This is a genomic window from Paenibacillus sp. MABNR03 (genome assembly GCF_050455445.1).
Taxonomy (GTDB): domain Bacteria; phylum Bacillota; class Bacilli; order Paenibacillales; family Paenibacillaceae; genus Paenibacillus; species Paenibacillus xylanilyticus.
Genome location: NZ_JBCIYR010000001.1, coordinates 1,651,712 through 1,667,198 on the forward strand (window position 1 = coordinate 1,651,712; position 15,487 = coordinate 1,667,198).

9 protein-coding genes are annotated in these 15,487 nt (G+C 46.1%); 1 reads left to right on the forward strand and 8 read right to left on the reverse strand.

Going from position 1 to position 15,487, the window contains the following annotated elements; translation table 11 throughout:
* Positions 1-128 precede the first annotated feature (128 nt).
* A complete protein-coding gene (locus AAIH57_RS06965) occupies positions 129-1,409 on the forward strand; it encodes a glycoside hydrolase family 125 protein (protein ID WP_430021063.1) in 1,281 nt (426 codons plus the stop codon).
* 395 nt (positions 1,410-1,804) lie between these two features.
* Here the strand turns inward: AAIH57_RS06965 and helD are convergent, their stop codons facing one another.
* The 8 genes from helD to AAIH57_RS07005 all read right to left on the reverse strand — a co-directional run bounded on the left by helD (position 1,805) and on the right by AAIH57_RS07005 (position 15,464).
* Entirely contained in the window at positions 1,805-4,231 is a 2,427-nt protein-coding gene (helD, locus tag AAIH57_RS06970; RefSeq protein WP_430021344.1) for an RNA polymerase recycling motor HelD, read from the reverse strand.
* Positions 4,232-4,699: 468 nt separating this feature from the next.
* A complete protein-coding gene (locus AAIH57_RS06975) occupies positions 4,700-6,979 on the reverse strand; it encodes a beta-glucosidase (protein WP_430021064.1) in 2,280 nt (759 codons plus the stop codon).
* Between the two features lie 19 nt (positions 6,980-6,998).
* Positions 6,999-8,231 (reverse strand): PTS sugar transporter subunit IIC, encoded by a 1,233-nt coding sequence (locus tag AAIH57_RS06980; protein WP_430021065.1) that lies wholly within the window; start codon positions 8,229-8,231, stop codon positions 6,999-7,001.
* A 210-nt stretch (positions 8,232-8,441) separates the two neighbouring features.
* Complete coding sequence (locus AAIH57_RS06985; protein WP_430021066.1) at positions 8,442-10,901, reverse strand: GH39 family glycosyl hydrolase; 2,460 nt, start codon at positions 10,899-10,901, stop codon at positions 8,442-8,444.
* 321 nt (positions 10,902-11,222) lie between these two features.
* Entirely contained in the window at positions 11,223-11,378 is a 156-nt protein-coding gene (locus AAIH57_RS06990) for a hypothetical protein (RefSeq protein WP_430021067.1), read from the reverse strand.
* Between the two features lie 187 nt (positions 11,379-11,565).
* The gene (locus AAIH57_RS06995) at positions 11,566-12,021 is read right to left on the reverse strand and encodes a DinB family protein (protein WP_175398802.1); all 456 of its coding nucleotides are present in this window, start codon (positions 12,019-12,021) and stop codon (positions 11,566-11,568) included.
* Positions 12,022-12,345: 324 nt separating this feature from the next.
* Positions 12,346-13,218: a GNAT family N-acetyltransferase gene (locus AAIH57_RS07000; protein ID WP_430021068.1), complete on the reverse strand. Its 873-nt coding sequence runs from the start codon at positions 13,216-13,218 to the stop codon at positions 12,346-12,348.
* Between the two features lie 14 nt (positions 13,219-13,232).
* Positions 13,233-15,464, reverse strand: coding sequence for an S-layer homology domain-containing protein (locus AAIH57_RS07005; RefSeq protein WP_430021069.1), 2,232 nt, complete (start codon positions 15,462-15,464; stop codon positions 13,233-13,235).
* Positions 15,465-15,487 lie beyond the last annotated feature (23 nt).

A 15,487-nucleotide genomic window follows, 5' to 3' on the forward strand; every position in this document is an offset into this window, starting at 1 on the left:
GACCACGAATATACGGGGAAATAAAGGATGAGGAAATTCACCGCAGCTCCGTCGGCAAAACCCGAATTGTCACCTATGCCCTGTAAGTAGGACAACCTTAACCTTAACGATGTAGGAGGAATTAGATTATGAACCTGCCAGCTTCCATTACCGCGTATCTTGCTGAAGCCGATAAACGTCTCTCGCATCAACCGAAATTGCAGCAGCTGTTCCGTAACTGCTTCCCGAATACGCTGGAGACAACAACTAAGCTGCTTGAAGATGGTACTACCTTCGTATTCACCGGGGATATCCCGGCCATGTGGCTGCGCGACTCTACGGAGCAGGTGCGCCACTACATTCCGTTTGCCAAAAAGGATCCCGAGCTTCAGCGGATTCTCCGCGGCCTAATTGCCCGGCAGATGTTCTATGTCAACATTGATCCATACACGAATGCCTTCAACGAAACGGCAAGCGACAAGCATTACCGGGCTACGGATGATTGCAATCTGAACCCGTGGATGTGGGAGCGCAAATACGAACTGGATTCCCTCTGCTTCGTCGTACAGCTGGCTTATATGTACTGGAAGGAAGCGGAACAGACGGATATCTTCGATCCCGCCTGCTACCAAGCGCTAACCTCCATCGTGAACGTGATTGAAACAGAGCAGTATCACGGGGAGAAATCGCCCTACCATTTCATCCGGCAGACGCTTCAGGATACGGAGACTTTGCACAATAACGGACGCGGCATGCCTGTCAACTACACCGGCATGAGTTGGTCGGGCTTCCGCCCAAGCGATGACAGCTGTGAGTTCGGTTATAATATTCCATCCAATATGTTCGCTGTGGTGATTCTGGACTATATCCGCGAGATCGCAAGCGTAATCTATGAGGACGATAGACTGGCGGCCCGGGCTGCGAAGCTTCGCAAGGAAATTGACTTCGGCATCCGCACTTACGGAATTGTGAATCATCCGAAATATGGCAGAATCTACGCTTACGAAACGGATGGATACGGTAATTATTCTCTGATGGACGATGCCGGTACACCGGGACTGATGTCTATTCCTTATATTGGTTATGTCGGTGTGGAGGATGAAATTTATCAGAACACCCGTCGGTTTGCCCTCAGCTTCGACAACCCCTTTTACTTCGAGGGTAAACATGCTAAGGGTATCGGTAGTCCACATACACCGGGAGGTTATGTGTGGCACATGGCTCTATCCATGCAGGCGCTGACAGCAGATAATGATGAGGAGATCAAAGAATTAATTGATATGCTAGTCAGAACCGATGCGGATACCGGATATATGCACGAAGGCTTTCACCCGGATGACCCCTCCGATTTTTCACGCGAGTGGTTCGCCTGGTCCAACAGTCTTTTCGCGACGCTGATCGGCAAAGCGATGGACAAAGGAATTGTCTAAGCGCTGCTGAGCCTTACCTTATTTCAAAGGCAACACAGCGGAGAAAGTATCGTATTCTAACTATAGAAAAAACCGGCTGCGTCGTGCTGTATAGCGGGAAGACCCAGCCGGTTTCTGGCTTACCACATTAAAGCTGCCCACCAAATCGCCGATGTGCCGAACAAGTACTGCCGAATCCCTATCGATATACGCCATATACAGCTTAAACATTGCCGGCTCATCACATATGCTTCTTATTTTATTGGAAAGTTGCGTGCATTGAGTTCGATAAAATCGTATTTATTCCTTCGGTAATCGGGACAAGTTCTTTATCCCTCGACAGCCTTTATGGGTATGATGAAAAAATAGCCTTGGCCGACTTAACAACCAAGGCTAATATGTTTTCTATTTTCTGCTCATCTAGCTGAGTAAGACGATATCTCATACAAATCCACAGGTAATGCCTGCACGAACGGCGACCAATCGCCAGTCGTATAAAGATGAAGCCGGTGCATCGCCCGCGTACATGCGGTATATAACAGCTTGCGTTCATTGTCCCGACCGTAAGCTTCTGGTGAAGCATCGTAAACCAAGACTGCGTCGAATTCGACGCCTTTGGCGAGATAGACGGGAATGACCATCGCTCCTTTTTCAAAGTTCATTGTCTCTTTGGTAATGAGCTGCAGCGTTTCGTTTCCTTGAATTCTTAATGATTTATAGGCCTCACGACTTTCGGCGGCGGTCTTCGTAATGATGGCGATGGATTCAAGGCCCTTGCCTCTTAGTGCAGCGGTGTCTGCCAGAATTTGCGAATCACGGTTCTCTCTGCTGTCCAATCTGGTCAGAACGGGTTTGGGACCTTTCCGATCAAACGGTACAATATCCCCGCCGTCCGGAAGCATCGATCTTGTGAATTCAACGATTTCTCTAGTCGACCGATAGCTCCGCAAAAGGCAGAACAGACTTGTGTCGGCTTCTCCAAAAAGACGGACCAGCGGCGAATGGTCCCCGGCCAAACTTGTGGACTGCATGAAGATAGCTTGCCCGAAGTCACCGAGCACCGTCATTCGGGCACGAGGAAACAGTTTTTTCAAATATTCATATTGAAACGACGAATAATCTTGACCCTCGTCTACGAAAACATACCGAATATCCGTGTTTGTCCGAACACCTTCAATCAATTCTTTTACATATAAATACGGAGTCGCATCCTCGTGAAATAACTCGTTTCGGTCCAACATTTCCTTGGTTTGCCTGCAGATTTCTGACCATTGCGCCGGAACGGCAGCTCCATTCGTTTTGTCCTGATATGCTGCCTCGTCAACAAACAATTGGCCATATATGCCTTTGATATCAACAAAAGAGAACTTTTTCACACTTTTCCTTAACGGTTTAAAGTATTCTTTGACAATCTTTCGGCGGAGCAGCCCCTCCTCTCTCTGAGTGAAATCAAAGTCGCCTTCATCCCCTCGTGGCTGGCTCTTATTATTCTTAAGAATCGCCGCATATCGTTCCGCAACGTCAAACACTTCTTTCTCCTTATGCAGCATCCTATAAGCTTCCACGTACTGCTCGGTATCCAGATAATTCAACTCTTCCTGTACCCAAGGGGCCTCCCGTTCCAAACGTTCCAGCGAGGCTAGTTCATTCAGCAGCCATTCCTGCAAGAGAACAACGCGGTTAATTAGCGGCAGGGTATCATCGTACCCGTAAAATTTTGCTTTCATCTGCTCTGCCGTAATTAAATCGCGTTCCTGTACCCGAATTCCAGTGAAGCGCATGCCTTCCCGTCCCAACCATAGTCTATAGTTCTGGAGTGCCTGCAGGAAAGTCTCGGACGTTTTATACTCGATCCCCTGAAGACGAGCCTCATAACCCGGTGTTCCTTGTGCAGTCAGGACATATTCAATCTGGTCAAAAGCATCCTCCGGCCGTAACGAGGAATCCAGCCAATAGTCCAGATATTCTTGAAACGTCGTCTGCTGCATATTCTCTTCACCCAGTTCCGGAAGGACGGTAGAGATATAACTGGAAAACATCGGATTTGGCGAAAAAAGAACAATTTGATCCGCCTTGATGGTCTGGCGGTGTTTGTACAGCAAGTATGCCACCCTCTGCAGAGCTGCGGAAGTTTTACCACTTCCGGCAGCCCCCTGCACGATAAGCATTCGACTTTTGTCATTGCGGATGATGGCGTTTTGTTCCTTCTGGATCGTTGCCACGATGCTCTTCATTTGCGAGTTTGCACCATTACCAAGCACTTGCTGCAGCAAATCGTCTCCGATCGTTTCACTTGCGTCAAACATGTTGTGAATTCTCCCATTTTGAATCTGAAACTGCCGTTTAAGCTCCATCGTCCCTTCGATGGATCCGGATGGGGTGACGTAAGAAGCCGGTCCGGGAGAGGAGTCGTAGTACAGACTAGCAATGGGAGTGCGCCAGTCATAGATCAGAAAACTCAGGCCGTCCTGGTCGACGAAGGAAGATACGCCGATGTAGATCTGTTCCCTGAGGTTGATTCCTTTCTCCTGGAAGTCGATGCGTCCGAAATAGGGAGATGGGAGCAGATGTTTCATGTTTTTCCATTGCTGCATCAACCGCTTGTGGCCACGCTCCCTTTCGGCCAATACTGCGGACTGCTGGTTAATCGTAAAGAAAGACTCTTCGAAATCTTCGTTGGTACTTGTGTTCATCGTAACTTCTTCCCAAAACCGCTTGCGGATGTCCGCTGCCTGATCATGCAGCCCTGCAACTTCCGGCTCTAGTTCAGAGATCCTCACCTGCAGTTTGTTCCTGACCAATTCCAGCCGTTCCTGTTCTTGCTGCCAATTCTTCGTTTCCATCATTCTTGAGCCACTCCTTTTTCCATTTTTTCGGGTTAAAAAAGAGCATTGACAAATCCAATTCCCAGATGTATACTAAGAGTAGGAATAATGATGAATACGAATCCGGATTACATTTCTCAATGACGCTATCGATTATATCACAGCGTTTTTTTGCGTTCAATTTATTTTTTTATTTATCTTCGGCAAAACTGGATTGCGGTCGGCTTAAACCAACTATTTCGAATTGAGCTGTCAAAGATGACCCATGAATCATCGAGGGTCATCTTTTTTTATGCCCACTGTCTAAACCAGCGACTAATTTCCCTGCCTTTATCGACTGACCGGACAGAACACTGCACATCATGACAGATTTATAAAGTATATCACTCTTCCATTCCCATCATTTGTATGGCAATATGTTGTAGCCCTTTGTTCAAAAAAATATAAATAAAAAAAACCATCTATTATAGATGGTTTTTAAAAAGATTAAACATTCCGCGCCTTCTCGACACGAGCGATAAGATCGTGGATGACCTCGTCCGGCGACCGTTCATTCATCCAATTTTGACCAAACATCTGGAACAATTTGACCACAGGGAAGTCTTCCCAGAATCCAATGAATTCCTCGTTTAGATACACTTTATCCGTAACATGCTTGTTCATTTCATCCAGACACTGTTCTAGTACCGTTTTTGCCGCGGGATCGCTCAACCATTCACTGAGCAGGCTGAACTTGTGGAACGTAATTTCTTCCTTTCCGAAGTTGCAATACAAACGTTCCGTGATCCGAATGTCTCTGGATGAGCTGCCCAGTGCAATTTGGAAAAATCCGCTCTCCGCAACCCAACGGCTATACTTGGTGTTGTAATAGGAGAAATCTCTCTCTTCAAGCTCAAAGACGATTTTTCGTTGTTCACCCGGCTCAAGCTCGATTTTGGCAAAGGCTTTTAATTCCTTCTCCGGGCGGTTCCAGCTGCATTCCTCATCGTGTACGTACAATTGAACGACTTCCTTCCCTTTTCGCTTGCCCGTGTTTTTCAGTTGGAAGGACACCGTAACACCTTTGTCTCCTTGACCTACTTCGAGGTCCGTATATGAAAACGAAGTGTAGGATAAGCCATGACCGAAGGGAAATTGTGGTGCCAGTTCTTTGCGGTCATAATATCGGTAGCCTACGAATAGACCCTCGCGATAATAGAGCTTGCCGTTTTCTCCCCGAATCCTCATATGGGACGGGTTATCCGACAGCTTCACAGGGAAGGTCTCGGATAATTTGCCTGATGGGTTTTCTTGTCCGAACAATACTTCCGCAATCGCTCTCCCCATCCCTTGGCCCGATAACCAGGAATGAATAACACCAGGCACATGCTGTACCCATGGACGCATGACAAGAGCAGAGCCACTGCTTGTCACCACGATGCACTTAGGCTGAACGGCTGCAACCGCCTGAATTAACTTGACTTGATGCTCTGGAAGATCGATGCTCTTCAAATCGTGCATCTCCGATTCGGCATATTCCGGTTGACCAACAAACAGCACCGCCACATCGGAATTCACGGCCAAAGATACACTTTCTTTGATCAGGTCTTCTTGAATGGAGTCATCCTCCGGGTATCCTTCGGCATAGCTCATTGTAACCGAGGCTCCGGCCAGACTCTTTATTTCATCCCAAGGGATATCGACTCTTGTAGGGGTTACCTTGGCACTGCCCGCCCCTTGAATTCTGGGCTTCTTGGCAAACCGCCCAATCACCGCAATCGAAGAAATCGATTCCTGCTGCAGCGGTAGAATGGCGTTTTCGTTTTTCAGAAGCACAATACTTTCAGCTGCAGCTTTACGTGCAAGCGCATGATAGTTCTGATCACCGTGTGAATCCGTGTCTGTGGATTGGCTGCCTGTCACTCGTTCAACCAGCTTCAAAATGCGGGCCACACTCCGATTCAGCAGTTCTTCAGAAAGTGTTCCGTTTTGAACGGCTTCCACGATCGCTTTGGTATTGTAATTGGCAGGTCCCGGCATTTCTAGATCAAGTCCAGCTTTCAGCCCGCGTATCCGGTCATTAACGGCAGTCCAGTCTGACAGGACAACGCCTTCGTAACCCCACTCTTCTCTCAAAATGTCATTCAACAAATGTTCGTTCTCGCTTGTATATGTTCCATTCAGCAAATTATAGGAACACATAACCGTCCAAGGATCGGATTTTTTGATGATACGTTCAAAAGCGCTCAGGTAAATTTCACGCAGCGTCCGCTCATCAATTTCCGAACTGGTCACCATTTTCTCAAACTCCTGATTGTTACCTGCAAAGTGCTTGAGGGAAGCGCCTACCCCCTCACTTTGGATGCCGTTAATGAAAGCGGCGCCGAGTTCACCCGTCAAACATGGATCTTCCGAATAGTACTCGAAGTTCCTTCCGCCAAGCGGTGTCCTTTTCATGTTAACTCCTGGCCCGAGCAACAATTCCACGTCCATAGCCTTTGATTCCCGGCCCAGCGCTACGCCGACCTCATGCAATAATTCCGTGTTCCAAGAGGAGCCAATCGCAGATCCTGTTGGATAACAGGTCGCGGGAACATTCTCTGTTGTGATGCCCATTTCTTCGTCACTGTTCGTTTTACGAATCCCGTTTGTTCCGTCATACATATGAACGGGCGGTATGTTTAACCGCTCAATTCCTTTTGTCATCCACATATTTAATCCCGCGCAGATCGAAGCTTTTTCAATAAGAGTCATCTCCGCCAGCAATTCATTCATCGCTTTATTCATAATAATCCATCCTTTTTAATCAGTTTTGTTCCTGTTCCTTTTTCAGCTCCTGAGCATCATACAGTTTGAAAAACGGGAACCAGACAACGAATACAATCAGCAGAATCACTGCCAGCAAAATGAGTCCGTTGAAGCCGGACATAATGTAGGTAGACAGACCGATTGGCGTATACCACAATTGAAAGATTTGGCTCGGAATTCTTGCAAAGCCCATATCTAACGCCAAATACACAATAATCGGCGTGATCAGTCCGTTGATCCACATCGGTACCATGAGAAGCGGATTGAAAGCAATCGGTGCTCCGTACACGACTGGCTCGTTAATATTGAACAAGGATGGAATAATGGTCGCCTTACCGACAGACTTCAACTTTTTCGATCTGGCCAGCAGGAACCAGACGACAAGCGGCAAGGTAGCTCCCATTCCCCCAATACCAAGCCAGCCGGAGAAAAAGGTTTCAAAGGTATTGATATTGACCGGATCTTGTCCTGCCGCGACGAGAGCGGCGTTCTCTTCGATTGCGGGTATCCATATGGCGTACCAGATCGGTGTCATGACCCATGGACTTACGCCGAAGGAATACAGTACAACACCAATGAAATTAAACAAGACAAACCCGGTCAGGCTCTGCCCCATGGCATTGATGGGTTCGAATACACTCACGATCAGTGCAAAGATATCAAAATGAAGCTGGTATACGAGCAGCCATCCAGCCGTTAACACCAATGCAATCGGGACGAGAAAATCGAACCAGTCCATGATGAACTCGGGAAGAGAGGATCCTTTTTTAAAAAACGAGAATTTATTGCATACATTCATGACAAGTGCAACAAACACACCCACCAGGAGCGCCGTAATCATGCCGGATGGACCAAATCGTTCAAGGATAAACTGAATGGTTCCATCTTCATTCACAATCGGGTTAAGCAGCATAACGAACAGGGAGACCCCTGACATGCCCGCAAGCAGCTTAATTTTGTGACGATCCCTTTTTTCCATAACTACATATGGCGTCAGAAAAGCAATAAACAAACCCAACAAACCAAAACTGAATGTCGTTATAGGCGTCAGGTCCGGCATTCCCGGAATGAAATCCTGCAATATCGAAATTAATGTAATGATCGAACCGATAAAAATCATCGGAATAGCGACCATAATCGCTTCTTGAATCGACGAGACCCAAATATTGTTCGTAAACGCCTCCAATCTGGGTGCAAACGATTCTGTCATCCATTTCATAAAACGCTTCATCCAAACTCCCCCTACTTTCCTCTTAGCTGCTACAATCCTAGTATAAAGTTATATGTTAACGCTTTCTTGTCGTAACTTGCCGCATCTTGGTTCGTTTTTTGTCCTCTTCATGCCTATAGTTCTATCATGTCTGGTTGGGCTTGAAATAAACAACAAAAAACATCCCTTCCTTACGGAAAGGATGCCTTGAGTCTAAAATTCCACAATCATTTAATACTGCCGGTCTAGTATAAGCAGGGCTACACCATGCGGCGGTAGCAGAATTTCTTTGCGCCAATGATGATCCTGCACAATTTCTGTTCGGATAACCGGACCGCTTCTGCCGTTAAGATAAGAGATCTCTTCTTCTGTTAAAAAATTGGGTGATCCCATGCGAATCCACTCGTCATATACCGATCCGTGCTCCCGATCCAGTCGATAGGTGGTGCATTTATACGTTCCTTTGAGACTATCTAGTTTGAGATCGAATGCCTTGTTTCCTTTTTTCTCAAACACATCATATCGGGCTGAATCAGATAATTCCGACCAGTCTCCACTCGCAAAAAGCTGATCTACGTGTACGTAATGATAGAACAGGAATTGCATGCTTCCATCACTTTTTCGAGTACCGACATAACCATTTCCTTGGACAAGCAGCTCGTCCCCCAGCTTCTGCATTAGCTCAAACGCATAATAAGCCGGCTTTTTCAGTCCGTCGCGATTGATCAGGCCAAAACCTCCATAGAACGGTGAAGCCGGAACGATGCTTTCTTCGAAAACGTCAGTAAAGGACCAGAAAGCCATCGCCTTTATGTCACCGAGCGTATTCACGGTGTGGTAAATAACAAACGGAGCCATAAACATCGTATCGTGCAGCAAGTTTCGGTCATACAGTAAAAAATTCCACTCTGTCACATGAAGCTCAACATGTCCGTACGATGACGCATTCATTTTTTGACGTAAACGTTCAATGCTATCCTTATAAAACGAAGGAGGCATGATCTTGGTCAGACGATCTTCTTCAATTTTGAGTTTCGGATACTCCGAATAGATATGGAATGAAAAGAAGTCTAAGGGTACTTCACGCTTTTGGCAATATGCCAAAAACTCTTCAGTCCAAGTATCGTTCCAAAGCGATCCGTAACCCATAGCAGGGCCACCCGTCTTCAGTTCGGGCAGCAGCGATTTGATGGCACGAACGGTGGATTCATAAAAAGCGAAGTATTCTTCCTTGCTCCCTGCCCAACATACTCCTGCCAAGTCTGGCTCGTTCCACACTTCGAAATACCACTTCTTCACTTCTTGTGCCCCATATCGGTTTAAACAATGACGAATGAATTCACACACAAGTGCTTCCCACCGGGCGGGATCGGATGGTGGACTGATATTCCCTTTCCACCGAAATACCGTATCATTGGACCTGGCAAGTAGACTCGGCATGAAACTCAACTCCACGAATGGCCGGACCCCCTGATCCAAAAGAAAATCATAGAGCTTGTCCACGTAGGACCAGTTGTAGACTGGCGTTCCGTCCTCATTCTCACTGTACACCATCATCTCATCATTAAATATGCCGTGAAACCGGATGTATTGAAACGGAATTCGTGCTCTTATTTCGGACAACTGCCTCCGCCAATCCTCGCGCAAACCTTCTGCAGCTCGGCCTGCGGTCATGGTGATATTCCAGTGCTTTTCATAAGCAGCTGTAGTGTGGTCTTTCCGTATCTCGATCACGTGCTGCTCTTCCATTTGGGGTTTCGAGGATGGGGGCAACGCCTGCTCCGTTTCCGTTCTCACGTCCAGATACCGATACAGCGATCCCATCGCGTTTAACGTGTCCATCTCATAATAATCCCCGCTTGAAGATTCTTCGTACGTTTTGGGTTTTCGGTTCTGATTCAGTTTCTGGTATTCCGGCGCTAGCGACACTTCACGGTATGAACCAGGCGTGCAGCCGTACTTTTCTTTGAAGTATTTGTTGAACAGCTTCACATTGGCGAATCCGCAATCCAGCGCGATTTCCGAAATTTTCTTCTCGCTCCCTGTCAGTTGAACCTGGGCTTTCTCCAGGCGAATGAGCGTCAAGTACTTTTGGAAGGGAATCCCTATTTTGTCCGTAAAGAAATGGGAGAAATAATGCATGCTCAAATGCTCGGAAGCCGCCATATCCTGCAGCGTGATCTTCTCATTGTAGTGGCTATCAATGTAAGCCAGGACCCTGTTCAGCCTTTTATAATCGTACTCCTTGCTGCTCTCCTCTGCTTCCACCTTCGTCCCGTCGGCAAAATATCGTAAAAGACATCCGCATAACGTCTGCAGTCTTCCTAACGTATAGTTTTGATAACCCTGCGTTTTTTTGTTGATTTCCCATACCATTTGCGCAAGGTTTTGTTTGATGCTGGTTAATCGTAATTCATCTCCATCGTTATTCAGAGCAGAATTGCAGGAGATAAACGCATTATTGTTTAGCACCTCCGGACCGAATTGCAGCGTCAGAAGCACATTGTCATGACTGGTCCGCTCAATCTTATGGACAGACATACTGTTTACCACAACAACATCATCTTCATGGAGCGTGTACTGCCTTTGATCCAGATACATGATGATTGAGCCATGCAGGACATACACAATTTCGACTTCCTTATGCCAATGAAAATCAACATGTTTCACGCTGTTCACAAAGAGCTTCATGGGTAGGTCGTCCTGATGCTGTATAAACTCGTACAAATAACGAATTGACTTCCCCTCCCTCGTAATGATTAATATAAACGTATCGTTTGCAAGAAAACAAATTCCCAATGAGTCATAGTCAATTCTTTCCCTAGTTAATCCGCTTTAGTCGAGACCTAATTCCCCTAATGATCAAAATACCGGATATGAGGTACATAATAGAAGTAACTCCAAACCATTTAAAAACACTCGGGGTCATCGTCATATATAGGCTGATAGGAAGTGACCAGAAAAATGCAATAAACATAAGTGATGGCTTTTGGATAATGGATGCTAACCATGCTAAACAAGAGCTGGAATAAAAAGTGAAAATAACGTGCTTATGATAACATCATTCTCAGCACGTTCATGAGTGTATGGATTGAATAAAATTAATATAACCCATAGGATCATGGAGCCCATTGAAGACATTATTCCAATACGTTTTGCTATTCTCATTTCCATCCCTCCTGTGTTACTTTATCATAACTATGTTCAAACAAAGAAATCAGCAAACTATCCTGCCCGTAAAAAAAAGAGAGGGAGCAGCTGCCGCAGCAAACCGCTCCCTTGATTCGTTGAATTAACGTTTTACGTTAGTTCAACGCCGATTCCTTTTCAGAGTAATGATGATTATTAGTCCCAGTTAAAGCCTTGTGTATGTAATGTAGTCGATTTGTACAGGCTCTGCCGATTCGATCCGAAGTGCCCGGTTAATCTGTCCCCGGTGATATTGCCCATGTAAGAGGACTTGCGACAGGATGTCCCTGACGGACGTTCGAAACGGTTCCCCGCTCTGGTTTGCATAGTCGATCATTTCGTCCAAATCGGGTTCCTCAAGCCCTTCAATATAGGCGCGATATTGCTCGGCGTTTTCTTCGAACATCGTCCGGATCTCCGTCACGTCTTCCGCTTCCTCCCACAACGTATATTGACCGCTGCCCTTGAGCTGCAATCGGGAGAGCCAGACTCGTTCCGCGACCGCGACATGCCGAACCAGCTTCAATAGATCCTTGTTCTTCGTCCCACTCTCCTCAAGCGCATCCAGGATGCGTCCGTTCGCCCAGTACAGGTGATCCATCATACCCTTGATCGTCTTCATTTCGTTTTCCCCCTCTTTTCTCATCGATTGCTTGAACAACTGTTTTCCTCCAGTTTCATATGTGCATCCGAAATCAAATTATAGCTTAAACGTTAAGTCTTCAATGCCGTTTCCAACATACATCTTATCTCAATTATTTCTTCAAGCTCAACCAGAAATTCTTCTTTGTTCATCATATCACCACTATCCACATTTTATCATACGTTTAATGGTTGATCTAAAATGTCCATTCCCCTTCTTGGTCGCAGTCAAAGCTTAACTCTTGTTATGAAAAAAGAGTTAAGCCAAGGCTTAACTCTAAGAGGAGGAATTATATTGTTCAATCTAATCAAATGTCTTATGTGTTCTCCACAAAATTTCTTCTTTCATATGTGGAGAACAAACATGTTTCTTAAGAAACTTCACCATCGGTTGATTTTCCGCTTCCACAAAGAAGATCAATTCTGTATAAACCGGATCCGTTGCCATCCTCCGGCTTGCCTCGGCCAGCAATGCAATACCTCTGGCCATACGTTGAAAAGGATTGCGAACAAACATGGTTTTACATAGAATGGTCTTGTCGTCAAAAGGTTCAAAGATCAGCCATCCCACAATCGCGCCGTTGTGACGCAGAATAACACTTCGGCCTCTGTCGATTAACTCTTCTTCTGCAAAAGGATCCAAAATTGAGGGGTACCATTCTCCAATCCCCTCTTTAATCCGATTCCGCTCCTCAGTCGAAATTGAATGAAAAGGACTACTTGTAAAGCTTTCAGGCAGAGATAAGCGTTTTACCCAAGGGAACTCTTGTGGTACCTGTAGGGATGAACTGTACACATAAATACCGGGAACCGGAAGATCAAAATCGCAAGCTTGAAAAAAAGCCGATAACAGGGTTTGATCCCTTTCACTCCTCAGATATTCAACAGTCAGTTCTTGAACTCCCGCCTTCTTAAGTAATAGGCAAAGCTGATTCATTAATGCTCGGCCAATTCCTTGCCGGCGAAACGCCTCGTCTATATAAAAATCTAGCAGCTTTGCCGACCGCTTAGGATCAGCAGGAAGGTGGATTAATGAAATTCCTGCCGGTTTCCCTTCGATTATTACGCCCACGGCAGCGTAGAAATGCGGCATTTGCTTAAGGACTGAGCGATGCTCTATGGAAAGATACGCGTGAAATTCGTCTGGAACAGCCCTTTGAAAGATAACAAATTCCACTCGGGCTGGCTGGCTCAATCCTGGATCGCGGGAATAAACACTTCCCACTGATTCTGTTCAAGGTAATTTTTCGCATAGTCTTGATAATCGGTGAGGGTTACTCGGAATCTTCCAGGGGATGCAAAGCCATATCTAGTGAAGGCTTCATCCGTCAGTAAAATTACTAGCTGATTATTAACTAAGGAATACAGATAATCTGTTTCCGAACTACCCGTATCTAACATGTTCCCAGTTAAAAACACCCCATTTTCACCAGTAAAATCCCCTGTAGGTGAATATTCCAATACAGGACTACTGGCAAAGCCTAACGGAACGGAAATGGGCTCATCAAAATCCAACGTAACTTTGCCGTTATCATAGGTAACATCCGTTACGGTTGGTTTCTTCTGATCGATTGTAACGGGAAGTACAACCTCTTTCAATTGATCATTTCCCTCCTCGTGAAGTGTAAACACAAGCTGAGTGTTCATTTCCGATATAAGGTTATAAGGAATAATAGTCAATCCATTATCTCCATTTGGAGCAATCGACAGTGCATCTGAGCTGGAAGTGATACTTACGCTGCCCAGTACTTGCTGCTCTGCATCGATAATATCAAAATCGTTATCTTCGGCATTGTATTGGAAGTTCTCTACCGTTTCGCCCCGCTTTACCTGAATTAAGCTTTTAATACTGCGCTTATTATAGTTTTCGGGATTTGTTGATACAAATAATGTAATCGGTTCATTAGCTACTAAAGAAGGATTAACTACAAAAGAAGCATTCGGTACTAGAGACAATGATAGTGTGGATTCATTATTCTCTGAATATTGGACTTTGTATTCGCTAATTGACTGAGCTTTTTTCCCAGACAACGTGCGAAGAGCATTTTCCTCGGCATGCGGCTGATACGAGATATACAGGCTATCTTCGACTTGCACCGGTTCAGTGAGTTTAATGATGACCTGCTTCCCTAAAATCGTGACATCCTCATTTTCTAATTGAATAGGGTAAGGTACCTCCCCATCTAGGCCTTTAACAACCAGATCTGAGGTAATGGTATCCCAATCCTCGTTAGAGACAGTCGGTTTATGGGCTGGGTCCAAATCTTCCTCGTAATTCAACACAATCGTGCTCGCATCCGAGAACACGATTGAAGTTGTCTGAATTGTGTTCTCTACCAGTTCAATCGACGTAGCCGAAGGTACGGAAACATTGCCCGCTGCATCAACCGCAACTGCCCGGTATATTCCGGCAGCCAGTCCCTCGGTTGAAATGAAGCTTTCGGTATTGGCTGCTGTAACGGTTCCCTTCACAGCAAGATGCTCTGTTACTAATGTATTCAGCCCGGATACGTTCGCTGGAATGCCTTCAAAAGGCACCAAATACACAGACCCGATTTCCGTGCTCGTTACACTTACGCTCCCGCCAACCGGAACAGGTGTGGATGACATGATGACCACCGTTGGAGGTATGCTATCGGTTGGGGTTGTCGGGCTCCCGGTGCTGCCGCTGCTGCTTCCGCTGTTTGAGCTGCCGGAGGTAACCGGAGTCGTTGGCTGAGGCGTTGTGCTCGGAAGTGCAGGAGTTTCCTGCTCCTCGGACTGCTGGTTCGCGATGTCCTCTTTTATTTTTTGCTGGGCTGACAGAAATTTACTGGCCACCAAAGCGACCTGTTCACGACTGGCATTGCCTTGTGGGTTAAAGGTGCCGTTGCCGTTTCCATTAATCAGTCCAAGCTCAACGGCTGCGGCTACCGAATCTTTAGCATAATCTGCGATGGAGGCTGCGTCCGTGAATGTCAGCTGAGACGCTTTACCGACTGCAATATCGGAACCTGCAGTATAGCTTAACGATCTGGCAAACAACACTGCCATATCCTCCCGGGAGAGATTTTGGCCCAAGCCGAAGGTACCGTTTCCAAGTCCCTTGATTAAACCTGCTTTAATAGCGGCTTCAACATATTTGTAGGAGTAGTTGTCTGCGGGAATATCTGAGAAGGTTGGCTTTACAGGCGCGCTGTCCATATCCAGACCTAAAGCTTTGACAAGAATGATGGCGAAATCCTGTCTGTTTATTTTGCCGGTTGGATCAAACTTGCCGTCACCTTTCCCGCTGACAATTCCTGCTTCAGCCAGTTTCAGAATTGCATCTTTGGCAAACGAACCATTGATATCGGTCAGATCCGTTGAAGCGAAGGCAGGCTGGATGCTTGCACTGAGCAAAGCGGTTGTTGTCATGACTTTAATAAGCAGTTTCTTCTTCAAATTAGTGCCCCCTATATGTGCCT